Origin of the sequence: Pedobacter zeaxanthinifaciens, from assembly GCF_003313335.1 — a bacterium.
Classification (GTDB): Bacteria; Bacteroidota; Bacteroidia; order Sphingobacteriales; family Sphingobacteriaceae; genus Pedobacter; species Pedobacter zeaxanthinifaciens.
Map to the genome: position 1 here is coordinate 115,813 of NZ_QMHP01000007.1, position 26,438 is coordinate 142,250.

At 39.2% G+C, this 26,438-nt stretch carries 22 protein-coding genes; 5 read left to right on the plus strand and 17 right to left on the minus strand.

Features of this window, described 5'->3' with window-relative positions:
* Window positions 1-88 precede the first annotated feature (88 nt).
* A complete protein-coding gene (locus DUT68_RS12530) occupies window positions 89-2,950 on the plus strand; it encodes a M16 family metallopeptidase (RefSeq protein WP_113638548.1) in 2,862 nt (953 codons plus the stop codon).
* A gap of 454 nt (window positions 2,951-3,404) precedes the next feature.
* Here DUT68_RS12530 and DUT68_RS12535 read toward each other — a convergent pair whose 3' ends face one another.
* Window positions 3,405-4,961: a glycoside hydrolase family 10 protein gene (locus tag DUT68_RS12535; RefSeq protein ID WP_113638549.1), complete on the minus strand. Its 1,557-nt coding sequence runs from the start codon at window positions 4,959-4,961 to the stop codon at window positions 3,405-3,407.
* A 153-nt stretch (window positions 4,962-5,114) separates the two neighbouring features.
* On the opposite strand from DUT68_RS12535, the gene DUT68_RS12540 reads away from it, so the two are divergent.
* Window positions 5,115-6,026 carry a hypothetical protein gene (locus tag DUT68_RS12540; RefSeq protein WP_113638550.1) on the plus strand — a complete coding sequence of 304 codons (912 nt, stop codon included), beginning with the start codon at window positions 5,115-5,117 and terminating at the stop codon, window positions 6,024-6,026.
* On the opposite strand, the gene DUT68_RS12545 is transcribed toward DUT68_RS12540, so the two are convergent.
* Together DUT68_RS12545 and argH are read right to left on the minus strand one after the other, a co-directional pair.
* Window positions 6,018-7,202 (minus strand): glycosyltransferase family 87 protein, encoded by a 1,185-nt coding sequence (locus DUT68_RS12545; protein WP_113638551.1) that lies wholly within the window; start codon window positions 7,200-7,202, stop codon window positions 6,018-6,020. The genes DUT68_RS12540 and DUT68_RS12545 overlap by 9 nt on opposite strands.
* 235 nt (window positions 7,203-7,437) lie before the next feature.
* Window positions 7,438-8,769 (minus strand): argininosuccinate lyase, encoded by a 1,332-nt coding sequence (gene argH, locus DUT68_RS12550; RefSeq protein WP_113638552.1) that lies wholly within the window; start codon window positions 8,767-8,769, stop codon window positions 7,438-7,440.
* A 232-nt stretch (window positions 8,770-9,001) separates the two neighbouring features.
* Between argH and DUT68_RS12555 the strand changes: the two genes are divergently transcribed.
* Window positions 9,002-11,872 carry an alpha/beta hydrolase family protein gene (locus tag DUT68_RS12555; RefSeq protein ID WP_113638553.1) on the plus strand — a complete coding sequence of 957 codons (2,871 nt, stop codon included), beginning with the start codon at window positions 9,002-9,004 and terminating at the stop codon, window positions 11,870-11,872.
* Window positions 11,873-11,946: 74 nt separating this feature from the next.
* Window positions 11,947-12,660, plus strand: a complete 714-nt coding sequence (locus tag DUT68_RS12560; RefSeq protein ID WP_113638554.1) for a hypothetical protein — start codon at window positions 11,947-11,949, stop codon at window positions 12,658-12,660.
* Here the strand turns inward: DUT68_RS12560 and DUT68_RS12565 are convergent.
* The 13 genes from DUT68_RS12565 to DUT68_RS18605 form a co-directional block, all read right to left on the minus strand.
* A complete protein-coding gene (locus DUT68_RS12565) occupies window positions 12,641-13,228 on the minus strand; it encodes a GNAT family N-acetyltransferase (protein WP_113638555.1) in 588 nt (195 codons plus the stop codon). The genes DUT68_RS12560 and DUT68_RS12565 overlap by 20 nt on opposite strands.
* 150 nt (window positions 13,229-13,378) lie before the next feature.
* Window positions 13,379-14,443, minus strand: a complete 1,065-nt coding sequence (locus DUT68_RS12570) for a M20 family metallo-hydrolase (protein ID WP_113638556.1) — start codon at window positions 14,441-14,443, stop codon at window positions 13,379-13,381.
* A 184-nt stretch (window positions 14,444-14,627) separates the two neighbouring features.
* Entirely contained in the window at window positions 14,628-15,434 is an 807-nt protein-coding gene (gene proC / locus DUT68_RS12575; RefSeq protein WP_113638557.1) for a pyrroline-5-carboxylate reductase, read from the minus strand.
* 229 nt (window positions 15,435-15,663) lie between these two features.
* On the minus strand, window positions 15,664-16,488 hold the full coding sequence (gene argB, locus DUT68_RS12580) for an acetylglutamate kinase (RefSeq protein WP_113638558.1): 825 nt from the start codon (window positions 16,486-16,488) through the stop codon (window positions 15,664-15,666).
* Window positions 16,489-16,557: 69 nt separating this feature from the next.
* On the minus strand, window positions 16,558-16,902 hold the full coding sequence (locus tag DUT68_RS12585; RefSeq protein WP_113638559.1) for a VOC family protein: 345 nt from the start codon (window positions 16,900-16,902) through the stop codon (window positions 16,558-16,560).
* Window positions 16,903-17,164: 262 nt separating this feature from the next.
* Window positions 17,165-17,395, minus strand: a complete 231-nt coding sequence (locus DUT68_RS18580) for a GIY-YIG nuclease family protein (protein WP_237088333.1) — start codon at window positions 17,393-17,395, stop codon at window positions 17,165-17,167.
* A 12-nt stretch (window positions 17,396-17,407) separates the two neighbouring features.
* Window positions 17,408-18,463, minus strand: a complete 1,056-nt coding sequence (locus DUT68_RS12595; protein WP_113638560.1) for a Rossmann-fold NAD(P)-binding domain-containing protein — start codon at window positions 18,461-18,463, stop codon at window positions 17,408-17,410.
* Window positions 18,464-18,617: 154 nt separating this feature from the next.
* Complete coding sequence (locus DUT68_RS12600) at window positions 18,618-19,748, minus strand: aspartate aminotransferase family protein (RefSeq protein WP_113638561.1); 1,131 nt, start codon at window positions 19,746-19,748, stop codon at window positions 18,618-18,620.
* Window positions 19,749-19,883: 135 nt separating this feature from the next.
* Window positions 19,884-20,516, minus strand: coding sequence for a transposase (locus DUT68_RS12605; RefSeq protein WP_113638562.1), 633 nt, complete (start codon window positions 20,514-20,516; stop codon window positions 19,884-19,886).
* 8 nt (window positions 20,517-20,524) lie between these two features.
* Window positions 20,525-21,559, minus strand: coding sequence for an N-acetyl-gamma-glutamyl-phosphate reductase (gene argC / locus DUT68_RS12610; protein ID WP_113638563.1), 1,035 nt, complete (start codon window positions 21,557-21,559; stop codon window positions 20,525-20,527).
* Window positions 21,560-21,679: 120 nt separating this feature from the next.
* A complete protein-coding gene (gene argG / locus DUT68_RS12615) occupies window positions 21,680-22,870 on the minus strand; it encodes an argininosuccinate synthase (protein WP_113638564.1) in 1,191 nt (396 codons plus the stop codon).
* 384 nt (window positions 22,871-23,254) lie between these two features.
* On the minus strand, window positions 23,255-23,953 hold the full coding sequence (locus DUT68_RS12620) for a GNAT family N-acetyltransferase (protein ID WP_113638565.1): 699 nt from the start codon (window positions 23,951-23,953) through the stop codon (window positions 23,255-23,257).
* Window positions 23,954-24,045: 92 nt separating this feature from the next.
* Entirely contained in the window at window positions 24,046-24,180 is a 135-nt protein-coding gene (locus DUT68_RS18605; RefSeq protein WP_262510301.1) for a hypothetical protein, read from the minus strand.
* A gap of 314 nt (window positions 24,181-24,494) precedes the next feature.
* Here DUT68_RS18605 and DUT68_RS12630 point away from each other — a divergent pair, with 314 nt between their 5' ends.
* Window positions 24,495-25,202, plus strand: a complete 708-nt coding sequence (locus DUT68_RS12630) for a DUF4397 domain-containing protein (RefSeq protein ID WP_113638567.1) — start codon at window positions 24,495-24,497, stop codon at window positions 25,200-25,202.
* A 5-nt stretch (window positions 25,203-25,207) separates the two neighbouring features.
* Here DUT68_RS12630 and DUT68_RS12635 read toward each other — a convergent pair whose 3' ends face one another.
* Window positions 25,208-26,410 carry an NAD(P)/FAD-dependent oxidoreductase gene (locus tag DUT68_RS12635; RefSeq protein WP_113638568.1) on the minus strand — a complete coding sequence of 401 codons (1,203 nt, stop codon included), beginning with the start codon at window positions 26,408-26,410 and terminating at the stop codon, window positions 25,208-25,210.
* Window positions 26,411-26,438 lie beyond the last annotated feature (28 nt).

Here is a 26,438-nt window from a genome sequence, read left to right on the forward strand (position 1 = left end):
GCGCTAAATGAACCATTAACCTGTAACTTCTAATGATATTTTCCATCTAAACAATAATTAACATTTACCTCTTAACTAATTTTATAAAATGAAAAAAAATCTGCATTTAGTTGCCCTTGGTGTACTTTCTTTGGCATTAGTACACCCAGCGATTGCCCAAAAAAAACCAGCGACGAAAGCGCCTGCTGTAAAAGCTGCCACCAAACCAGTTGCCAATGGGGTTTTACCGGTAGATCCTAACGTAAAAATTGGTAAACTTCCTAATGGTTTAGTGTATTACATCCGCAAAAATGCTGAACCAAAAAACAGAGCCGAGTTGTACCTAGGTAACAAAATTGGTTCGTTAATGGAAAACGAAGACCAGTTAGGCTTGGCTCACTTCACTGAGCACATGGCTTTCAACGGTACTACCGATTTCCCTAAAAACGAAATCATCAATTACCTGCAAAAGGCGGGTGTACGTTTTGGCGCCGATTTAAATGCCTATACTGGCTTTAACCAAACTGTTTATCAATTACCAATTCCAACTGATAGTGCCGCCGTTTTTAAAACTGGCTTTAAAATTTTAGCTAACTGGGCCGGAAAGGTGAGCATGGATGGAAAAGAAATTGACAATGAACGCGGTGTAATTATTGAAGAAGATAGACAACGTGGCAAAAATGCTCAGCAAAGAATGAGCAAACAGTTGCTACCGTTTTTATTAGGCGATTCAAGATATGCTAAGCGCATTCCAATTGGAGATGTAGATTTGTTAAAGAGCTTCACACATGATAAAATCCGCAATTTTTATAAAGATTGGTACCGCCCTAATTTACAAACTGTAATTGCAGTAGGTGATTTCGACGTAAATGAAGTGGAAAAGCTGATCATTGAGAATTTCTCTAGCTTAAAAAACCCAGCTAACGAAAAGCCTAGAACTTATTACAGCATTCCAGATAATGCACAGCCTTTAGTTAAAATTGCTACCGATGCTGAGCAGCCTTACAATGTAGCTCAGGTAATTTATAAACAAAAGCAGGGACCTTTAAAAACTGAAGCTGATTATAAATTGCAGATGATGCAGAACATGATCAATAGCATGTTGGGTTCGCGTATTGCTGAAATTATGCAGAAGGGAAATGCACCTTTCTTGTTTGCGCAAAGTGCTTACGGCCCTTACCAAGGCGGCATGATTTGGGATTTAAACGCCCTACAAACTGTTGCTGTAGCTAAAACAGGCGCTGAACTTGAAAAAGCCTTAGTTGCTGCACTTGCAGAAAACGAGCGTATGGCAAAATTTGGTTTTACAACAGGTGAGCTTGAAACCGTGAAGAAAAAATTGGAAGCTAGCAATGAAAAGCAGTTTAAGGAAAAAGATAAAACCAAATCAAGTGCTTTTGTACAACAATATTTGAACAACTTCTTAATTGGTTCTGCAATCCCATCTGAGGAGTTTACCTATGAGCTTACCAAAAAGCTACTTAACAATATTACCTTGGCAGAGATAAATGCTACAGCAAAAGCAATGGTTACGAAAAATAACCAAATTATAGTGGTGCAAGCACCTGAAAAGGAAAAAGCGAACTTACCTAGTGAAGCTGCTTTGATTGCTGCTTTAAAAAATGCTGGAAATGGTGTTACGCCTTACGTAGATAATGCGGTAAATAAACCACTTATTGCGCAAATGCCAAAAGCTGGAACTATCGTAAATCAAACTAAAAATGAAAAAGTGGGCGTAACTATGCTAACCCTAAGCAATGGTGTTAAAGTAGTTTTAAAACCTACCGATTTCAAAAATGACCAGGTTATTTTTACCTCGTTTGCTAAAGGTGGAGCATCGTTAGCTAGCAATGATGATTTTATCTCGGCTGAAAATGCCAACTTAATTGCACAAAGTGGCGTGGGCGATTTTAACCCTACGCAACTGAGCAAATACTTAGCTGGGAAATCAGTAGGTGCTGGGGCTTACATTGGTGATTTATACCAAGGTTTCTCTGGTTCTTCATCTCCTAAAGATTTAGAAACTGCTTTCCAGTTAATTTACGCTTATGCCACCAACCCTCGTAAGGATGCAGATATCTTTAACAAAAACGTAAGCGATATGAAGGTAATCACCGCTAACAAAAGCAGTAATCCTAGCAGTGTTTATGCAGATACCGTACAAGCAGTGATGGCAAATTACAACAAACGTGGCATGCCTAATACCGTGGCCGACTTAGATAAAATCAATTTAGACAAGGCTTTTGCATTTTATAAAGATCGTTTTGCAGATAATAGCGGGCAAACTTTTGTTTTCGTTGGAAATTTTGACGTAGAGAAAATTAAGCCTTTAATTACTACTTATTTGGCAAGCTTACCAGCGTTAAATAAGAACGAAAACTTTGTAGATAACGGCATAAATCCTCCGAAAGGAAAGGTGAGCAGAACCGTTAAAAAAGGATTGGAAGATAAAGCAACAGTTCAGTTAATTTTCCATGATGATTACACTTTTAATGCAGAAAACAATGTAATGCTTGATGCGTTGAAAGCCTCATTGGATATTAAAATTACTGAACGCCTACGCGAAAAAGAAAGCGGCGTTTATAGCCCTGGTGTTTCTTTAAGCTTAGAGAAATATCCAACCGCTCATTACTATTTCACTATTTCTTTCAATTGCGCTAAAGCTAACGTAGAAAAACTAATCAACGCCGCTTTGGAGGAAGTGAATGCTTTCAGACAAAATGGAGTGACTGCGGAAGACTTACAGAAATTTAAATCGGAGGAGTTGAGACAAGAAGAGTTAAGCCTGCGTGATAATGGCTATTGGTTAAACTATTTGTCAAATCGCTTAAAATATGGCGATAACATTGAGCAGGTGCTAGACAATAGCAAGCGCATCAATGGCGTAACTATTGAAGCAACCAAAGCTGCCGCTGAGAAATACCTCAATGGAAATAACTATATCCGTTTGGTGCTAGAGCCTGAGAAATAATTTTAAAGCTTTAAGTTAATAGAAAGAGGCTATCCATTCGGGTAGCCTTTTTTATGTGATGCTAGCGATAGCGTCTCAAATCTCCATCCCACTAATTTTCTGTCTCTTATTTTTAACAAGTTTCGTTTGTTTTTAATGGTGTAAAGAGCGCTTTGCAATATTTGGGCTGCACTAATAATCTGAGTTCGACTATTCTTTATCTGATTTACAATACTCTCTAGCTAACTCACCCTCAGCTAAATTCAGGATGACGGTAAATTGCGTTTCGTCATACTGTCCAAAATGTTCGAGATCATTATCGGTTTTGGAAGCCAATTATCAATGAGTTAATAATCGAACTTGGGTTTGAATACCAAAAGGATGAAAAAAGTAGTTGCTCTGCGGTGGCGAGCTAAGAAAACAAATTAAATCAGTTATCGAGTATGATTCGAAGAAGCTGACGGAAAATTGTAATTTACCTTGCTTCTACGCCAACAGGACCACTAGGTTCGCTCTCATTTTTGATTCGATCCAAAGCAGTTACCAAATAACTATACCTTTTGCCTTTTTCCACAGTAGTATCCAAAAAGAATGTATAGTCTTCAAAGCTAATTTTGACGATATTCTTTGCATCCAAGTTATTTATTTTCTCACCTTCATTAAATCGGTATACCACATAACCAGATGCCGTTTCCCCGTCTTTAGCTCTTAGTGGTTTTGCCCATTTCAACTGTACCCCATCAGCGGTAGCGTCAGCGGTTAAATGTTGGGGCTCATTAGGCGCTATATCATCAATCCAAGGCATTTGTGGCGGCAAGGCCGGATATTTATAAAAATCATTCCTTAAGGAATCTGCTAAACCTCTCGCTACAGTCGATAAGGATTTAGAGCTAAAATAAACACTGCCCTGTACACGGTTATTTGCCCTTATGGCCCTAATTTGATTAGGAATTTCATTAGGCTTACCCCAAGCAGCTTCTCTCTTGGTAGTTCCATTATGAATCAAATAGGCGGCCTGCCCAATGTACAAATGCCTGCCAAAAGTATTGTTGCCCCACCAGTCGAGCAAAACCTTAAATGGCGCCGCCGCTCTTGAAAACGAAAAATAAATCTGGGGGTTAATATAATCTACCCACCCTTCTTTCACCCATTTCCTCGAATCAGCGTATAACTCACCATAATTGGACAATCCGTTAGTTTTAGAGCCCAATGTATCTTCCCTAAAATTACGCCAAATAGCAAAGGGACTTACCCCAAACTTTACATATTTTTTATAGTGATGCACGCTGTCGTTTACCATTTTAACCAGCATATCCACGTTGTTCCTCCGCCAGTCGTCTATTTTGGTAAACCCATTGGGATATTTTGCAAAGGTTGCACTATCGTTGATTACTTGCCCAGCTATACGATACGGATAGAAATAATCATCGAAATGAACGCCATCAATATCATAGCCTTTCACTACATCTAATATCACTTGGGTAATATATTCTCTATTTTCTGGCAGTCCCGGATCAAAAAGCTTCTGCCCTCCATAGGTGTAAAAAAGCTCGGGTTTTTTATTGGTAATGTGATCAGGACTTGTTACCGACCGAGCCGACATAGTGGCACGATAAGGGTTAAACCAAGCATGAAGCTCCATGCCTCTGCTATGCGCTTCCTTAATAGCAAAAGCCAAGGGATCGTAACCTTCGGCAGGGGCTAAACCTTGTTTGCCCATTAGCCAGTGGCTCCATAACTCTCTCGATTTAGCATAAACCGCATCTGCAGTAGGCCTTATTTGCAGTAAAATAGCATTTAAACCTTGTTTTTTATGCTGCTCCAAAACAGCGATAAGCTCTTGTTTTTGCTGGTCGACAGTTAAACCTGGCCTTGATGGCCAATCAATATTGGTAACAGTTGCCACCCACACGCCACGAAACTCTCTTTTAGGCGCAATTTTTATATCGCTTTGAGCGTTAACTGTTGATATTACAACTGATATTAGTAAAAGAGCTAGTTTAAAAGGTCGCTTAAGAAGGGCTATGAGCATGTACAAACAATTTGGTGGTGAGCTATAAAGGTTAACGTACGTTTTCGGTTTTACTTACAAAAGTGACATTATTTTTATACATTTTTAGATTTTTTGCTAAGTTAGCATTTACATTAACGCTGCTACATCACTTTTTGAAGATTAAAACACAAGATGCAGACACAAGAAAACGCCGTGGATAACAAGGTAGATCGGAATAAAGTTTACTTCTTAATCATTGTTATTGCAGCATTGCTAGGCATAAATGGATATTTATATTTTAAAGATCAACAACAAAGTAACAGGTTTGTAACCATTAGTACGGAGAAAGACCGACTAAAATTGGAGGTTGAAAAAATTGAAGTGGAGCTAGACAGGGTTAACATGTTGAATGTAACCTTGAACGATCGCTTAATTGAGGAACAAAAACTAGCAAGAAATAAAATTGCGGAACTTAAACTTGCTTTAAAAAAGGGGGAGCTTACGCAGAAAGAGCTTGATGAAGCACATAAACAAATTAACACCCTGCGTGATTTTGTTAAAAGCTACAACAACCAAATTGCTATACTAGAACAAGAAAACTCCTATTTAAAAACGGAACGCGACAGCTTAAAATCTAGCTTGAGCAACTATAACGAACAGGCCGAAAATCTTCGCAAAGAGAACCGAAATCTAAACAAAAAAATTAAAGCAGGATCTTCTTTAAAGGCAGCAAACATTAGCATCTCTGCTTTCAAGGTAAAGGATAATGGTAAAATATCAGCGGTAACCAAGGCAAGTGCCACTAACAAATTAACTATTGATTTCGCGATAGCGCCCAACGAACTTGCCGAAAAAACCTACCATAAGATTTTTTTGAGGGTAATTGATCCCGCCGGTAATTTAATTGCCAACGAAAACAACATGTTCGAGGCCGATGGGCAGCAAATGCAATACAGCGATGCTATTGAGATTTCATATAACAACGATGAAACCAGATATAAAATCGACTGGATTAACCCTAAGGCCTTTATCAAAGGTGTTTACGCTATCTTTTTATATGCAGATGGCTTTCAAATGGGCAGGGCCGAAATCGAACTAAAGTAAAACGGTTTTTTGCTGATCAGCTGCCAACTGTACTTCTGGAGCGCTGCGTAATTTGAACGTGGCAGCTAATATCTTTAACCACACCAAGAAATAGGGTAAACTAATCATCTTGATGGCAAAAGGATGCTGTGTAGTATAATCCGGAAATACCATTAATGGAAAATCAAAGGATACCAATATCACTGCCGCCAATAAAATTGTCCGCCAAACACCTTTATCGCTCAGTAAATACCAAATGCCAACACCTGCAATGGCTACAATGTAGGTGCAATCTTCTGAACCTGAGCTAAACAGCACGGGAAAAATTAGCACAGAAGCCAAAATCAGCAATTGAAACCGATCATCTTTATACTTAGAGAAATTGAGGTAGCTCAATGCAAACATCAAACAGCCTACAATTAAAAATGGCGTATTAGAAATTGGTCTAGCTACGAGATTCCTCACGAAGCCCATTATAGAAATATCATTAGTTAATGAGCCGATATTGGTTGCATTTTTAATCGCTAAAGACATTGACCACTCTTTATATGATTGTACAATATAAGTAGGCGAGGAAACTAGCATTGGTAAAAAGAACAAAATCAAAAACCACATGATTAGATAGGTGATGAATGATTTTTTATCCTTGATGAAGAAGAAAAAAGCTAAACCCACAATACCGTATAGCTTAATCATGGTGCCCAATGCAATTAAAAAAGCCGACCAAAAGCCATTGTGTTTGTCCCTTAACGTATAAGTAAAAATGATGAATGCTGCCGTAGCTGGATTAAACTGCTGGCTTAACATAGAAGATGCCAGGCATGGCAGTGCAATAAAATAAACAAGGTTTTTGTTAGGCAGTTTAATTGACTTTATAGACCAAAATAGCAACACACAATTGAAAATATTCCATAACATGAACCCTAACCACCTAGGTAACATGGCAACTGGGGCAATAAACAATCCAAATATTGGCCCATAATGGTTGGCATCATCATGGATGGTTGGATAGGCATTATACAATGACTTCTCTCCAATTAAATTGAAAAAAGTATTCTCAAAAATTAGGTAGTTGTTAAGCCTGTGCCTTAATATAGATTGGATAAAGCAATAAATGGAAATAGAAAGCCATAAGCTCAATGCCCATTGAGCATACTTCTTACTTCCCGTTTTTACAACAGTTTGGTTAGCTAGCATTTGTGTGTTAAAATTAGCAGCACAAAACTATAACATTCCTGTTACATTACAAGTAATTTGTGTTATTAATTAGATATAAGGGTTCAAAAATCAGTAGTAAAGATGATGAGCTAGGTATGAGCGATAAGCAAAGTCATGGAATAAGAAAGCCAGAGGTTGTTGATCAATTAACCTGATCACTGACAAACAATAATTTTATCCAATTCAGAAAATCTAATAATTTAACTCCTAGCTATCACTGTAATAGATTTTGAATAGCTTGGTTAACTTTTTCAAAACCAAACTGACTTAAGGTCTGTTCCATTCCCGCAGCTATTTCATCATTCATTAAGTTGCCTATGCTGCCCTCATGAGTATGTTTTACTTCGTACATTGGTTTAAAAGTACCCGTTTCAATTTGCTCTCCAACTAATTTATACGCATCTCTGAAAGGCATGCCATTTAAAGCAAGTTCATTAACCACCTCCACACTAAATAGATAATCGTACTTTTTATCTTTCAAAATATCATCTTTAATGCTGATGTGCTGCAACATGAACGTAGCGATTTCCAAACATTCATTTAACGAAGTGAATGCAGGGAACAAATTCTCTTTCAGCAATTGCAAATCGCGGTGATATCCAGAAGGCAAATTGGTAGTCATCATAGCAATTTCGTTAGGCAATGCTTGAATTCTATTGCAACGAGAACGGATCAGCTCAAAAACATCTGGATTTTTCTTGTGAGGCATGATACTGCTACCCGTGGTAAGCTCAGAAGGAAAACTGATAAATCCGAAATTTTGGTTAATGAACAAACAAACATCCATTGCCATTTTAGCCAAAGTTGCCGCAATAGAAGACATTGCTTGTGCCAAAATGCGTTCTGTTTTGCCACGCCCCATTTGGGCATAAACCACATTATGGTTTAAACGCTCAAAACCTAAAAGCTGAGTAGTTAAAGTCCTGTTCAACGGAAATGAAGAACCATAACCTGCGGCAGAACCTAGTGGGTTTTTATTGGTGATTTTCCAAGCAGCAAGCATTAACTCCATATCGTCGGCAAGGCTTTCGGCGTAAGCACCAAACCATAAGCCAAAAGATGATGGCATGGCAATCTGTAAGTGTGTATACCCAGGCAACAACTTATCCTTGTGCGTTTCGCTCAGGGTAATCAGCTGGTTAAATAAGGCCTCGGTGTTACCCACCATCTCTTCAATGCAACTGCGAAAATAGAGCTTCAAATCAACCAAAACCTGATCATTGCGAGAACGACCACTGTGTATTTTCTTCCCGGCCTCACCAACGCGTTGGGTTAACAACCACTCCACTTGCGAATGCACATCTTCCACAGTATCTTCAATCACAAAACTACCTGCCTCTATCTCTTTATAAATTTCTTTTAAAGCAGCTTGTACTTCAGCAAGCTCATCAGCGGTAAGCAAATTGATGGTTTGCAGCATTTGCGTGTGCGCTAAAGAGCCTAAAACGTCAAACCTCGCCATTTGTAAATCTAATTCCCTGTCTTTACCTACAGTGAAATTTTCTACAAACTGGTTTACATCAATATTCTTTTGCCAAATTTTCATTGCTTACGTTCTGTTTTTGTACTCAATTTCATTCCAATTTCAGATGGATCTATTTATTAGATGTTTCGTTATGCCTGGAATGAATAAGCCGCTGTTTAAATTCCTGCAAAAATACAATATTTCGCTAAAGAATAGGCTCTTAAAATTTTATTAAAACCGAAACTTTGTTGCATTTAAAACTAGCGAATTCTCATTTATTACTCTACATTTGTGTAACCACTAATTACAAATTATGAAGAAAATAACTTTAGCGCTATTCTTACTTGGTGGATTAGCTACGCAAGCAATCGCACAAGTAAAGCCTGCCTTAACGTGGAAAGATGTTTCGAAATGGAACTATAACCGAGGCAGCGCACTTTCTGCTGATGGCCAATGGACCGCTTGGGCTACCGGACCAACAGAGGGAGATTTGAAACTGATCATCAAAAAAACTTTTGACACTTTAAGCAGAAGCTATCCTATTGGTGCTACTCCAGCCATGGCTACCTTCTCCAAAAACTCAAAATATGCTGCTTTTAAGGTATCCGCTAAAGATGCCGAAGTAAAAGCTGCAAAAAAAACGATGAAGCCACTTTACGATAAACTAACCATTGTGAACTTGGCTGATCATAAGCAAACAACTTTTGAAAGAGTAAGATCTTTTGCATTTGCAGGGGAAGCTTCGGACTGGATTGCTATTCAATTTGCAGCTTTGGAAAGCGCACCAAAAGATAAAGACGCAGCGAAGGGAACAGATGTTTTGTTGTATCATTTGGCTAGTAAAAAGAGTTTTAACTTAGGCAATGTAAGCGAATATGCATTTAACAAAGCGGGTGATAAACTGGCTTACACTGTAGATGCGAACGGCCAAAATGGTAACGGTGTTTTTTTGAGAGACATGAAAACCGGAACTACTACGGCATTGGATAACGACAAAGCAACTTACAAAAGCATCAACTGGAATGACGAGGGAACTGCTTTTGCTTTATTGAAAGCTAACAAAAATGAGAAATATAAGGATGATGTTTGGAGCATTATCGGTATCAATAAAATTAATGGCGACTTAACCTCAAAAGTGATTTATAATGGTATAGAGGATAGCAATTTTCCTAAGGGGATGGGCATTAATACCAATGCAACGCCTTATTGGTCGGATGATCAAAGCACATTATTTTTCGGGATCAATACTTTGCTTGCCAAGGAAGATAAAAAAGCTGATACCGCCGGCAAAGCGAAACCTGATGTGAAGTTGGATAGCGCTGCTAAAGCGAAAGCAAAACCTACAATACCAGCAATTGAAGCCAAAAAAGACGATATCGAAAAACCAGATATGATTATTTGGAACTGGCAAGATAGGCGCTTACAATCTGCCCAACAAACTCAAGAAATGAGAGATAAAAACTTTAGTTATGTAAGTTCTTATCGCGTTGCGGACAAAAAATTCGCTCAACTGGCAGATAGCGTAATGCGCTCTGTAATGGTTGCACCAAAACAACTTTACGCCATTGGTTACGACAACAGCAAGTACGAGTTGATGGGCAATTTGGATGGACAAAGTTATACCGATATCTATTTAATTGACCTTAAAACTGGGGATAAGAAACTATTGTTCGACAAAATGTATGCTACTAATGGTGGTCGTTTAAATGTGGCTCCAAATGGCAAAATAGCAAGTTATTATGTAGATGGCGTGTTTTATAGCATCAACTTTGAGAATGGCCAAAAAGCAAATTTAACTGGGAAAATTAACGCTTCATTTGTTGATCAGTTGGATGATCACAATGTGAATAAACCTGCTACCTCAAATTACGGCTGGTCGGCCGATTCGAAATATGCCTTGATCATGGACAACTACGATCTTTGGAAAATTTCTGCTGATGGCAAATCGGTTACTGCATTAAGTGATAATTGGAAAAGCAAAAAAATGCAGGTATATGGTAGAAACAGAATTTACACGGAAGAAAAAGGGACTGATTTAAGCAAGGATCAATACTTCACTGTTTTCAATACCAAAACCAAAGACATGGGACTTGGCTTGCTTCTGGCAGGAAAATCGAAAATACAGGTTTTATTTACCGATGCCAACGCCTACAACCAGCTTACTAAAGCCGAAAATGCCAAGGTTTTTGCTTTCAGTAAAAGCAATTATGCCCAATCGCCAATTATTTACAGCAGTGCATCAGCTGATTTAAGCAATGCAAAAGCGGTAAATACCAACACCCCTGACCAAGCTAAATATGCGTGGACTACTGGCGTTAAGCTAATTGATTACGTTAGTGCACATGGAGATACTTTACAAGCAGCCTTATATCTGCCAGCAAACTACGAAAAAGGAAAATCCTACCCAACCATTACATACATTTACGAACGTTTAACAGATGGCTTAAATAACTACAGCATGCCAAGTTTCCCAGGAGGAGGTTTCAATGCTGCAATGTACCTTAGCAACGGTTACGCAGTACTTATGCCAGATATCAAATACAAATTGAACGATCCGGGCATGTCGGCTGTAGCCTGTGTAGTGCCTGCAGTTAAAGCTGCTATTTCTACTGGCATTGTTGACGAGAAGAATGTGGCTATTCATGGACACTCGTGGGGAGGTTACCAAACTTCGTTTTTAATTACACAAACAAATATTTTTAAAGCAGCAGCGGCTGGTGCGCCTTTAACCAACATGATTAGCATGTACAGTTTAATTTACTGGAACAGTGGCGGTACCAACCAAGCCATTTTTGAAGCTAGCCAAGGTCGTTTAACACCGGGCTATTGGGATAACTGGGACGCTTTTGCTCGTAACTCTCCTATTTATCATATCAAAAAGGTACAAACGCCTTTATTGTTGTTGCATAACGATAAAGATGGTGCAGTTGATTTCACTCAAGGTATCGAGTACTATAATGGTTTAAGAAGATTGAACAAACCTGTGGTAATGATTACCTACAGAGGCGAAAATCACGGTATCGCTAAATTGCCAAATCGTAAAGATTACGCAGTACGTATGATGGAGTATTTCGATTACATGCTGAAAGGTAAACCAGCTCCTGAGTGGTGGAGCAAAGGGGTTAACCGTTTAGATATGGAGAAACATCTAGAAACTAGGGCTTTTGAAGAAACTGAAAACTAACGAAAAGCGGTGAATTCACCGCTTTTTTTATATCTGTTGGTATGGAAATAGCTTCTACATGTCATCTAAGCTTTATGAACAGATTTTTGATATTCCTAGCTGCCGTAGTTGGCTGCTTATCTTGTAGAAAGCCGTTTAACGTACAGCATTTTCAGGAAACGATAATTATTGACTCTGTATCACTAGACACTACGCTAAAACCGATGAAAAAGCATACTCAGATAGGATACTACCCAGTTTATTATATTGGTCCGCTACAAGACACCATTCGCTTGGGAGAAAAGCTTCCTAGCCATGGAGAAAATAAAAATTTTCAAGATTTTGTATTAAGGAGTCTTGACCAAGTAACGCTAACTGTAGATACTTCTATCAAACTAAATAACCTTACCATTTTCGAAAGCTATCGTACAGGCGATGATACTTTTGCTAAACGAGTGGACTCCATCATAAAAGAGCCAGCTTATGCCATTATTCTGCAAAATCGAAGCGACTCCACTTTATTTTTGGGGCATTTCAACTATTTGAGAAGTATGGTAATGCAATATCAAGATCAATCAGGAAAATGGAAGGACGTTGAAAACGCTGCATTTGCTTATGATGCATGCCTTACTTTCGCTAAAAATATAGTTGTTGGGCCTAAGCAGATTCTTGTTGCAAAACTAATCAGATATGAGGGCGACTTTACCCCTTTGTGTAGACTGAAACTGATGAATTTTGATCAAACCTGCTATTCCAATACTTTTCACTTTAAGCTCGACAAGTCAATTATCAATCAAAACCAATTGTAATGCTCTCCTTTATTGCTGGCCACTCACTTTTTAAAATGCTGTAAAAAACGGTATTGCGAATGAAGCCGTCAGCAATTTTCATGTGCTGCCGCAATGTGCCTTCTTCGGTTGCGCCTAACTTTATCATCGCTTTGCGAGATTGTATATTACGTTCATCGGCTTTGAGCTCAATTCGATTTAAACCTAAAGTTTCGAAACCGTATTTTAGGATTTCGTATTTCATTGCTTTGTTCAAACCAGTGCCTTGAAATTCCTTTCCGATCCAAGTCCAGCCAATTTGCCCGCGTTCATCTTTCCAGCTAATTTCGGCTAAGCGAGTGCAACCTGCTACTTTTCCAGAAACAGCATCTATAATTATCCAAACTGCACAAATTCCATCTTCCCGATCTTTTAATGCCGCCTTGATATATTGATGTAGATTTTCACGGATGCTAAGATCTTTTAAGCCGTAAATCCAAAGTGCCTTTTCTTGAGCGATAGGCCAAAGCAAATCTTCATCGCTTTGCTGCAAAGGACGTAAGATTACTTTTTGGTTTTGGAGAGTTGGGGATAGATTTTGGTTCGTCATTTTAATCACTTATACCGTTAATTAGTGCGTTATATCCCTTTCGGTGGGTATCTTAACGCAAAAAAATCTAACCTTGAGATTACTTCGTCGTTCCTCCTCGCAATGACGTGTAGGTGTAAAGTCAAATCGTCATTCGTAATTCGTCAAAATCTACAATCCCACTACCGGTTTCAACATTGCGATATAGCCTTCAATGCCCTGCCTTATTTCATCCACGTACAAAAATTCATCGGCCATGTGCGAGCGGCCAGAAAATCCTGGGCCACATTTTAAAGAAGGAATTGACAATAAAGCCTGATCCGACGTAGTTGGTGAGCCATAAGTGTTTTTCCCTAGGGCAATACCCGATACCACAATTGGATGGTTTTTATCTATGGATGATGGTTTCAATCGTACAGATCGAGGTTTCACTTCGCAATTGACATGCTGCTTAATAATTTCTACCACTTCCTCATTGGTGTAAGCATCAGTTACGCGGACATCAACAGTGAAAGTACAATTGGCAGGTACTACATTGTGCTGCGAACCAGCGTTAATGATAGTCACCGTCATTTTAACCGGACCAAAAACCTCCGATACTTTTGGAAATTGATAAGTGCGGAACCATTCGATATCAGGCAGTGCTTTGTAAATGGCATTTTCGCCTTCTTCTCTTGCTGCGTGACCCGCTTTTCCATGTGCGGTGCAATCAATTACCAACAGCCCTTTTTCGGCAATGGCCAAATGCATTTCAGTAGGTTCGCCAACAATGGCAAATTCCAGCTCTCCCAAATCTGGGATTACCAATTCCAAACCGTTATTTCCAGAGATCTCTTCTTCGGCTGTTGCCGCCAAACAGAAGTTATATTTCAAACCTTCCTGCTCGTAGAAGTATAAAAAAGTAGCAATTAGCGACACCAAACAACCACCAGCATCGTTACTGCCCAAGCCAAACAGCTTGCCATCTTCAATGGCAGCATCATAAGGATCACGTGTGTAACCCGAATTTGGCTTTACTGTATCGTGGTGTGAATTGAGCAAAATTGTTGGCTTAGCGGCGTCGAAATGCTTGTTATAAGCCCAAACGTTATTAAGTTTTCTGTGTGTTTGGATGCCATGCTCACCTAAAAACTGTGCAATTAAGTTGGCGGTTCTATCTTCTTCCTTACTAAAAGACTGAATGCGGATTAAATCCCGCAATAATTCCGTACTTTCTTTAATTAGTTTTTCAATCATCCTATTTACGATATTAGAATTACGATTTACGATTTTGTTCGCTCCTACGAATAATTTTTATTTATAACGTTATATTGCAAATTTGAAATTAGCTTAGCGATTGAAATAGAATATGCTTTTGTTCGCTGTTTTAACGTCTCACTATTCATAATCGTAAATCTAAAATCGTCCGTCGTAAATCCTTTTATTCGTTATAAAGTCCACCAGCTTTTTTAGCCGATAGCTTAATTCCTTTAATTAGCGATGAACTGAAACCATTATGTTCCATTTCATTCAGGCCGGCAATGGTGCATCCTTTCGGCGAAGTTACTTTATCTATTTCGGTTTCGGGATGTGTTGCATTCAGCAAAAGCAAATCAGCAGCTCCCTTTGCCGTTTGTACCGCCATTTTCAAGGCATCGTGTGCATGGAAACCAATCTCTACGCCACCTTGAGATGCCGCTCTAATGCTACGCAAAAAGAATGCGATACCACAAGCACACAAAGCCGTAGCTGAAGTCATCAAATCTTCCTGAATGGTTACCACAGCGCCAACGGTTTCGAACAAAGTTACCACCTCATTCAAATTCTCTTCCGAAGCGTTATCTGTAGCTACGCAAGTCATGCTCTGCCCTATTGAAATTGCTGTATTTGGCATTGCTCTAATCACCTGCACATTATCGCCCAACTCCTTGCGCACATCAGCACAGCTAACGCCCGAAATCACAGATACAAACAACTGCTTTTCTGGATTTACGGCTGGAGCCAATTGTGTTAACACTTTTTTTAATTGTTGTGGTAGCACAGCCAACACTACAATATCCGCATCTTCAATTGCTTTTAAATTGTCGTCGCTTACGTTAAATCCAGCGGCAACTTCTTCTGTCATGAGCTTAATATTCCGACGTGTGAGCGTAATATCTTCCGCCTTGCAATAAGCTTTGTTCACCAGTCCTTTCGCCAATGAAAGTCCGATGTTTCCGCTGCCGATAATGGTTATTTTTTTATTCATTTGATTACACCGATTTTATAATTTCACCGATTAATATTTACAATGTCATATTGAGCGTAGTTGAAGTATTTGAAAAGCAGTTTTGATGCCTTTTTAATCTTAATTCTGCCTGTCCCAAATTTACTTCGGGGTTATTCAACTGAAATATGAATCTTTTACCGTCATTGCGAGGCACTGCTTCTCCGAATTATCGGAGCAAGCAGTGCCTCGCAATGACGACCTCATACACCTACTTCAACAGCTTAGTACCAAAAGTACCGTTTTCAATCTCGGTCAACTCATCGGCTTTGCCAATATAAACCGAGGCCACGCCTTTATTGATGGCTTCAAAAGCATTGTGCAATTTGGGAATCATTCCTCCGGCTACAGTGCCATCAGCTTTTAAAGGTTCAAAATCAGTTGAACGGATTTCTCTCACCACAGTTGTTTCATCGTTTAAATCTTTCAATACGCCTTTTTTCTCAAAGCAATATACTAAATGCGTTTCATAAGCACCAGACATGGCCACTGCCACCGCTGATGCAATGGTATCCGCATTGGTGTTCAACAATTGCGTTTCACCATCGTGGGTGATGGCACAAAATACAGGCACAAATCCCACTTGCAGCAAGTTAGTTAATGCGTTTACATTTACGGATTGCTCATCCAAATCGCCCACAAAACCATAGTCAATTTCTGTTCCCTGTAACTCTCCCTCTTTGGGGGATACTTTTATAATTGGCCGCTTTTTGGCTTTAATGATATTTCCGTCCGCACCTGTTAGGCCTATTGCATTAGCTCCCCTGGCTTGCAATTGCGCCACAATGTTTTTATTGATTAGCCCGGCGTACACCATAGTTACCACACGCAAAGTGGCAATATCGGTCACCCTGCGCCCATCTATCATTTTAGCTTCAATACCTAAAGATGCACTGGTTTCGGTAGCAATTTTGCCCCCGCCGTGAATAAGAATTTTAGGTCCTTCTAAGCGGGTGAAATCCTCCAAAAAATGATGTAGGTTTTCAGAATTATCAATAACGTTTCCGCCAATTTTAACGATGGTTAATTTTTGCATAAATTTTGTTAGGTTGTTGAAAGGTTGGAATGTTGTAAAGTTGCCAAAGAGAACTTTAATTGTTAAACTCTACTCCGACCAAACTGCCAGTTCATAGCCGTCAGGGTCGGTAAATTGGAAACGTCTACCACCAGGAAAGCTAAATATGTCTTTCACAATTGTTCCGCCAGCAGCTAATACTTTTTCCAAGGTGGCTTCAAGATCTGATGAATAAAGTATTACCAAAACAGTTCCGCTAACTGGTTTACCCGTAGTAAATCCGCCATCAACGTATTCGCCTTCGAATGATGTATAGTCTGGGCCATAATCCGTAAATTTCCAACCAAAACATTTGGTGTAAAAATCCTTTGCTCGGTTAATATCTGCCGATAGGAATTCGATGTATTGTATCTGTTCGTGTTTTAGTTTTTGCATAATATCATATTTCGTCATTGCGAGGAACGAAGCAATCTTAGATCGTTCACTAGTTTATCGCTTGTTAGTTTAAGTCGTCAAACAAGTCTAGCCATGAAGGATTTAGACTTGTTTTGATATTTATTTTTTGTTGTCTATTACCTCCCTTAATTCTCTTTTCTTCATTAATGGCTTCTTCAATGTCTGGAAAGAACTTGAAGTAGACAAGTTTGTAGCATTTGTATTTTGATGTAAAACTATTTTTGTAGAAGTTATCTTTATGTTACCAAACTCCGTATCTCAAATCAGAATTAATACCAGTATAATAAACGCTATTGAATTCGTTTGTCATAATATAAACAAACCACCTTTTCCAATCATACATTTCTGTATTTTCAGTGCCAAGTGCTACTACGAGTGGCGAAGAAATCAATCCCAATGTGGCAACAAAGTTAATCCACCCACCGTTGTAAGATTGCTTCTCCGAATTATCGGAGCAAGCAGTTCCTCGCAATGACGAAAGAGTTTACAACTCCTCCAACATTGCCTTCAACACTGCTTGTGCCGACCATAATCTGTTGCCAGCTTCGTGAATAACCAAGGAATTTGGACCATCCAATATTTCAGAAGCCAGCTCTAAATCACGACGAACTGGCAAACAATGCATCACTTTCGCGTTACTGGTGAGTTTCAGTTTTTCATTATTCATCATCCAACCTTCGGGAAAATCTAACAATTTGCCATAATCTTTATAGCTGCTCCAATTTTTTACGTACACATAATCGGCATTAGCAATGGCTTCATCCAAATTGTAAGAAATCTTGGCGCCAGAGGTGAAGCTTTCTTCCAGTTCGAAGCCTGCAGGTTGAGCGATGGTAAAATCCACCATTCCTTCTGCTTGAGCTTTGCACATCCACTCTGCAAACGAATTTGGTACTGCTTGTGGCAACGGTTTAATGTGCGGAGCCCAAGCCAGTACCACTTTAGGCAAAACAGCCCCCTCTAAATCTCCCCCTGTAGGGGAGACTTGCCACTCAGCAGGGTTATGCGAGATGTTACTCCCTTCCCTTTGGGAAGGGTTGGGGATGGGCTGTTTCCATGTTTCTACAATAGTAATCAAATCTGCTAAACTTTGTAGCGGGTGTCGGGTTGCGCTCTCTAAGCTAACTACCGGCACACCGCAAAATTTCACAAATTTATTGAAGAACTCCTCATTATAATCTTCTTCTCTATTTTGCAGTTTAGGAAATGAACGTAAGCCCAAAATATCACAATATTCGCCCATAACCGCTGCTGCTTCACGAATGTGCTCAACCGTAGTGCCATTCATAATCACACCGTCTTGCGTTTCCAAAGCCCATCCTTCCTTGTCCATGTTCATCACCATTACATTCATCCCTAAATTGAGGGCTGCTTTTTGGGTGCTTAAACGGGTACGCAAGCTAGGGTTCATAAATACAAGTCCTAGCGTTTTATTTTTACCTAAATCACTATGTGCATACGGACTAGCCTTAAGTTCTAGTGCACTTGCTACTAATTTTTTGATGTCCTGCACATCATTTACCGATGAAAACAACTTCATAATTAAAAGGTATAGGGTTTAAGGGTTTCCGCATATTTTATTTCGTCATTGCGAGTTACTGCCTGCTCCGATAATTCAGAGAAGCAATTCCAAAGATATGCCTTACTAAAGTTATAAGATTGCTTCGTGCCTCGCAATGACGAGTCGGTTATAATTATTTTACTAATTCAGAAAAAGCGGCTAAAAATTCATCAGCATGTTCCTTTGTTAAATTCAAGGCTGGCAATAAGCGAATTACATTGGGTTTAGCTTCTCCGGTAAAGATGAAATGTTTAAACAACAAATCCTTTTTAACCTGAGCCAATTCCTCAGGTAACTCAATGCCAATCATTAAACCTCTACCACGCACCTCTTTCACTTGCTCAAACTTCTGTAATTGCTCAATTAAGTAAGTCCCCACTTCTTCGGCATTTTTCATCAAGTTATCTTTCTCGATTACTTCTAGCACTGCTAATGCCGCTGCACAGGCTAAATGGTTGCCACCAAAAGTGGTGCCCAATTGCCCGTGCCAAGGTTTAAATTTTGGAGCAATGGAAATTCCTGCAATTGGAAACCCGTTGCCCATTCCTTTTGCCATAGTGTAAATATCTGCTTCAACACCTGCCCAATCATGCGAATAGAACAAGCCGGTTCTGCCGTAGCCACATTGTACGCTATCAGCAATATAAACCGCATTGTACTCGTCGCAAAGCGAACGAATTTTTTGCAAGAAACTTTTTGAGGCTTCTTTAATTCCGCCAACACCTTGAATACCTTCGATAATTACCGCAGCGATTTCATTTCCATGTTTTGCAAATTCATCTGCTAAGGCTTGCTCATCGTTTAATGGTAAAAAGATGATGTTCTCTGTTTCATTAACTGGCGCTACAATTTTTGGATTATCTGTAGCTGCCACTGCTAAAGATGTACGGCCGTGAAATGCTCCTTTAAAAGCAATCACCTTCTTTCTGCCGTTGTAAAACGATGCCAGTTTTAGTGCATTTTCATTGGCTTCGGCTCCCGAATTGCATAAAAACAACTGGTTTTCTACTTTCCCTGAAACTTGCCCTAATTTCTCTGCCAGTTGAACCTGCAAAGGAATTTTGATGGAATTAGAGTAAAAACCAACTTTATTCAACTGCTCGGTTAAACGGTGTACATAATGCGGGTTGGTATGGCCAATACTAATTACAGCATGACCGCCATATAGGTCTAAATATTTTTGCCCATTAGCATCCCAAACATTGCTATCCAGTGCTTTTGTGATTTCTATATTGTTTAATGGGTATACGTCGTATAAGTTCATTTTATATCGTTTTTGTAGAGCCGCACAATTGTGCGGCTTCTATCAGGTTTATCTTAATGAGCCGCACAATTGTGCGACTTTCTTGTTTTTTTAAGCCACATCATTATGTGGTCTTTTGTTTTTTTATAAGCCACATCATGATGTGGCTCTACGGGCTAGGTTCAAATCATCATTTGCCCATTTTTCAGGATTGTTAATGATATATTGCCGGACAGCCCGTAATTCCCTATCATCCCGGATAATCCGGTCATGAAATCTGGTTTGCCAATCAAACTTTATTTGGTTGTTATTTGCATACCGTTTTACAGATGCTTTAAAGGCCCTAATAACTGCGCCTAAATTTTGTGATTGACTTCCGAACTTATTTTCAGTCCAATCAGACTTTTCTGGACGATTAAAAAATAAAATCCCATGTAAATGATTAGGCATGATTACAAATTCATCTAATTCTACAAATGGATAGTGCTTTGGGATCTCTTTCCAAAAGTCAATTGCAATTTGACCAATTTGCGTTACCCGTAAAAACGGATAATGATCCGTCTCACACTTTCCTATGTTATTCTCGGCCTGGTTTTGAGACGGATAATTACGCATGTTATCCTGGTTTTGAGACGGATAATTATCCGTCTCTACGGAGGAAATATTACCAAAATAATGAATGCGGTCTTTGGTACAAATGGTCACAAAATACAGTCCATGCGAACTATAATCAAAACCTTGTAAACGATTTGACGGAATTCTATATTTATTTTGGAATTTATCGTCCATTGCAATGTCTAAAAATTCGCAGCCTTTAAGCGCAAACCTGTTGTTTCTTCCAGTCCAAACATTAAATTCATATTCTGAACTGCTTGGCCGCTGGCGCCCTTTAAAAGGTTATCAATAATGCTGATGATAAACAATTTATTGCCATGCTTCTCTAAGTGAATTAGGCATTTGTTGGTATTTACTACCTGTTTTAAATCAATGTTTTTACGGCTTACATGAGTAAAAGGGTGATTGGCATAATAGCTTTCGTAAAGTTCGTATGCTTGTTCCTCAGTTAAATCACTTTCCGTATACATGGCCGCTAAAATTCCTCTGGTAAAATCGCCACGTTGTGGGATGAAGTTCAGGGCCTCTTTAACTTCACCTTGTAGTTGAACCAAACTCTCGCCAATTTCATTGAGGTGCTGATGTTCAAAAGCCTTATAAATAGAAAGATTATTATTTCTCCAGCTGAAATGCGAAGTTTTGCTCAAACTTTGTCCGGCTCCTGTTGAACCCGTAGTGGCATTGATGTGCACTTCACTTTGCAACAATCCTTTTGAAGCCAATGGCAACAAACCCAACTGAATGCAAGTGGCAAAACAACCCGGGTTGGCAATATTTTGTGTCGATTTTATTTGCTCCTTATTCAACTCCGGAAGTCCGTAAATAAACTCTCTATCCAAATTTTGAATTTTGAATTTTGAATTTTGAATTAATCTGAAGTCCTGTGATAAATCAATGATTTTTACTTTTGCATCGATTGGATTTGCTTCCAAAAACTTCTTCGCATCGCCATGACCCACACAAAGAAACAATACAGCCCCCTCTAAATCTCGCCCTGTTGGAGAGGCTTCCTTAAACAGTGTATCGAAATCTGTTCTATCTGTAAAACGTAAATTAGTATCACCAAATAAATCAGTATGTACGTCTGAAATCAGATTTCCAGCATTGCTGCTGCTATTCACAAAAGCAATTTCTACTTGTGGGTGATTCACTAAAATACGCAGCATTTCGCCGCCGGTGTAACCTGCTCCTCCAATAATTCCTGCCTTTATTTTCATTAGTTTAGCTTTAATTTTTCATCATTGCGAGGAACGAAGCAATCCTAAAGCGATAAATACTTACTAACGTTGTAAGATTGCTTCGTTCCTCGCAATGACGCTGTTCTTTTTTTAAACCTTCTACTTCTCCGAATTCACTTTATGCCAAATCATTACCTGGTTACCGAAAATTTTAGAGAATCCTTTTACATCTTCGCCGCTCCAAGCATTATTCATTTCGCCGTAGCTACCAAATTTATTGCTCATCAAATCGTTAGCACTTTCGATGCCTACAACGTGGAAACGATAAGGCAACAACTCCACGAATACTTTTCCATTAACTGTACTTTGAGTAGAGCTAAGGAAAGCTTCCATATCCCTCATAATTGGATCATGAAACTGACCTTCGTGCAACCAGTTGCCATAAAACGAAGCCAAGTTTTCTTTCCAGCTCAACTGCCATTTGGTTAACGTATGTTTTTCCAAAGCATGGTGCGCTTTAATGATCACCATCGGCCCTGCCGCCTCAAAACCAACACGGCCCTTAATGCCAATAATCGTATCACCAACGTGAATATCCCTGCCTACGCCAAAAGGCGCTGCAATAGCTTGTAATTTCTGAATTGCTCTCACTGGTGCTAACTTCTCACCATCTACTGCTACCAACTCCCCTTTCTCGAAAGTTAGCTCTACTTGCTTCGCTTCGGTTTCGGTTACCTGAGTTGGCCAAGCACTTTCAGGTAGGGTTTTGTTTGATGTCAATGTTTCTGCCCCTCCTACTGAAGTGCCCCATAAACCTTTGTTAATCGAATACTTTGCCTTTTCAGCTGTATACTCTACGCCGTGTTTAGCTAAATATTCAATTTCCGCTTCGCGGGATAATTTCAGATCTCTAATTGGCGTAATGATTTCTACATTTGGAATCAAGATATTAAAGATCATATCGAAGCGCACTTGATCATTACCTGCGCCAGTACTACCGTGAGCCACATAATCGGCACCAATTTTCTTTACATAATTGGCTATGGCAGTAGCTTGACAAACACGCTCTGCACTTACCGATAATGGATAAGTAGCGTTTTTCAACACATTGCCAAAAATCAAATACTTGATGCTATCGTTGTAATAGTTTTCAGTTTCATCAACCGCAGCATGCGAAGCCACGCCTAAGGCATATGCCCGTGCTTCAATTTCCTTTAGCTCTTCTTCAGAAAATCCTCCAGTATTTACTACTACCGAGTGAACTTCTAAGTCTCTGTCTTTAGTTAAATGAATGCAACAGAATGAGGTATCCAAACCTCCGCTAAATGCTAAAACAACTTTTTTCTTCATCTTGTATTTATTTTAATGATACTCTCGTCATTGCGAGGTACGAAGCAATCTTACAACATCTAATACTTTCGCTTTAGGATTGCTTCGTACCTCGCAATGACGACTCTCTATTTTCTATTTATATTATCAACGCCAAAAGCAACAATAGTGATTTCAGGTCGCCGCTTACTTTTCTTATTTTACCACCTTAGACAACTAAGAACATCTAAGCTTAGGTCTGCTAAAGTGTCTTAGGTGGATCATTAATCAATTTCTATTTATTTATCAACGCCGAAAACAACAATAGTGATTTCAGGCCAACGCTTACTTTTTTTATTTTACCACCTTAGACAACTAAGAACATCTAAGCTTAGGTCTGCTAAAGTGTCTTAGGTGGTTTATCAATTAATTTCTATTTATCAACGCCAAAAACAACAATAGTGATTTCAGGTCGCCTCCTTTATTTTTTTCAATTAAACGCTGCTTAATGCGCATAAAACGTTCGTAAAGCTTCGGCTTTTTCTGTAGTTCTTCCGCAAACTCCTTAGCAGCTTCATGTTTTTTCTCTTTCGGATCGTACAACATCGCCGTACACATGCAGTTCTTGCGCTCCTTCATTTTCAAAATTTCGAAGTTCACGCAGCTTTGACAGCCCTTCCAAAACTCTTCGTCTTGTGTAAGTTCTGAATAAGTTACCGGCTCATAGCCTAAATCAGAATTAATCTTCATTACAGCCAATCCAGTAGTTAAACCAAAAATTTTTGCTTTGGGATATAGCTTTCTCGATAAGGCAAAAACTGCTTCTTTAATTGACTTTGCCAAACCTGCTTTGCGGTATTTAGGACTCACAATTAAGCCCGAATTGGCCACAAATTGTCCGTGGCTCCAAGTTTCGATGTAGCAAAATCCAGCCCAAGTGCCATCCTTGTGAAAAGCAATAACGGCCTTTCCCTCCTGCATCTTGCCAGCAACATATTCTGGTGTGCGCTTAGCAATACCTGTCCCTCTAGCCTTTGCTGATTCAGCCATTTCTTCAACTATTTCTTCAGCAAAAACACGATGTTCAGGAAGTGCAACTTGCACTATAAAATCGTTAATGTTCATTAATTCTTTAACGAAAAAATAAGGTATTCTTGTTAATTGGGTTTTTATTGAGGATCAATTCCTCATGGGTTTAAGTTCCCTAGGGGTAAGACTTAAATTCTCGGCGTAAAGATTTGCCGACTTGTAGTGATGTAAGATACGGGTCGCAAACGCTCAATAAAATAGCCGTTAGCTGCCATTTGTTTGGCATCTAAAACAGTTAGTTTATGGATATTTTGTTTGCTCATTCTAATCAAAAATCAATTGTACTAAATTGATTGTGGCGCAAAGGTTTAAATAAAAATTGAGTTGTGCAATACAATTCGTATTTTTTTACATTTTGTTTAAGTTAAGGTAACCTTGGTAGCCATTCAAAAAATCAATATTTTGAAAAAGATTTTCCCATTTGTAGCGAAATGCTCAACACCTACGTTATGGTAAAGCTTGAAGTTTCTTAATTTAACAAAGTTTAACATGGTTATCAAAGCTATAAAACCAATATTTGTATATTTGAAATCTAATACTAATTGCTGTGCATAACACGGCTCATATTTTTTAAAACATGAATACATTTTTTACTAAGTTTTCCATCAAAACCTTATATATCTCTTTTGCTGTTGCAGCAATAGCTTTAGTTTCGGCTTGTGGTAAAAGCGACACCGAAATTCCAAACATCGGATCGTTAAGTGTTTACAATACCTCGCCAACGCTTAGTTCGTACGATGTGTACATCAACGGAAGTAGGTTTAATGCCGCAGCGCTTCCCTATGCTGGTGGTGTAAAGTACACGCAGCTTACTGAGGGTACTTACGAAGCTAAATTTACCGTATCAGGTGAAACCACGTCGATATACACCAAAAGTAATATCGCCGTAGGAAACAATTCTTTTTATACGCTTTACCTCACTGGTACTAGCGGAAATTTTGATGGTTTACTGATTACCGACGACTTTTCGAACACATCTACAGAAAAAGCCTATGTTCGCTTTATCAACCTTTCTCCTGATGCTCCGGCATTAGATTTAGGAATAAAGGATGCCACTACCAGCTTGGCTACCAACAAAGCATACAAAACCTATAGCGGCTTTGTTGCGGTAGACCCAGGTGCCAAGGTGTTAGAAATTAAACTTAACAACGGCGGCACAGTAAAAGCCAGCATTGATAAAACTTTAGTTAAAAACACCTTTTACACTGTAATTGCAGGTGGTAAAGTAACGCCAAGTACTGATTTGGAAAGACAGTTTAATGGTCAGGTGATTCAACACCAATAAACCAACTATCGTCCAAAGCGGAAGAAATAGGCTAGTGGATCTACCTCGTTTTGGAGCATCCCTACAATCATATCGGCACCAATTACCGAAAAAGTTATCCCATTACCTCCAAAGCCTAAGCAGAAATAGGCATTAGGAAATTTCGGGTGCGGTCCAATATAAGGCAAGCCATCTTTGGTTTCGCCAAAAGTGCCACACCAGGCAAAATCAGTAATAAAATCCACCTTAGGCAGTAGCTTTTTTACTGCCTTTTGTAGTTTTTCTCCCTTTCGATCTAGTAATGCATCCCTTAAAGTAGGGTTGCGAAAGTTCTCGTCCTCGCCGCCAACCAATAAGCGATGATCACCGGTGCTACGCATGTACAAATAAGGGCTATCCGTATTCCAAAACAGCGTATCGTAAATGTCGTTCATTGCGCCGTTCATTCGCTCGCTTACAATAGCATATGTACTTTTTAACTTCACTATCTTGTCAGGGATGATGTTGATACTCTCATAACCAGTGCAGTAAATAATTTTCTTCGCTTTGATCTGAGCTTTGGTATCCGTTTCAGCCAAAACACCATCTTTAAGGTACTTCACCTTTTTAAGCTCCGTTTTGTCGAAAACCTGCAAGCCCTTTTTTTCATTGTGCATCAGCAGTTCATGTGTTAACCTAAAAGCATCAACACTTGCTCCATCTTCAGATAAAATTCCACCTTCCGAATGCAATCCGTAGCGATCCAAAATTTGCTTCTTATCTGACCAATTCACGTCGAAGCCCGCTTTTTTACGATGCTCAAACTCCGTCTTCAGCCATTTCTCATCCTTGCTTGTTCCTGCAAAGTATAACGATTTCTTATGATTAAATCCTGAGGTAGAATTGATTTGTTTGGCTATCTCTCCTAATTTGCCAATGGAATTTTTACAAGCTTTGTAACTGGCGATAGCGCCAACTTCTCCAATCATTTGCTCCAGTTGATACAAAGGCACATCTATTTCATATTGCAGCATTGAGGTAGTAGCCGATGTGCTCCCATTGGCAATTTCCCGTTGATCTATTAATACTGTTTGAAAGCCTGCAGCGACACAGGCATGCGCCATTAAAGCTCCGGTAATACCAGCGCCAACAATTAAAATCTCGCAGTCAAGGTTTTCTCTTAAAGAAGGATAAGCACTTAAAATACCGTTGTTAACTAGCCAAAACGGCTCATTAGATCTGATGTTCATAAAGATGGGTTTGCTACACAACAAAATT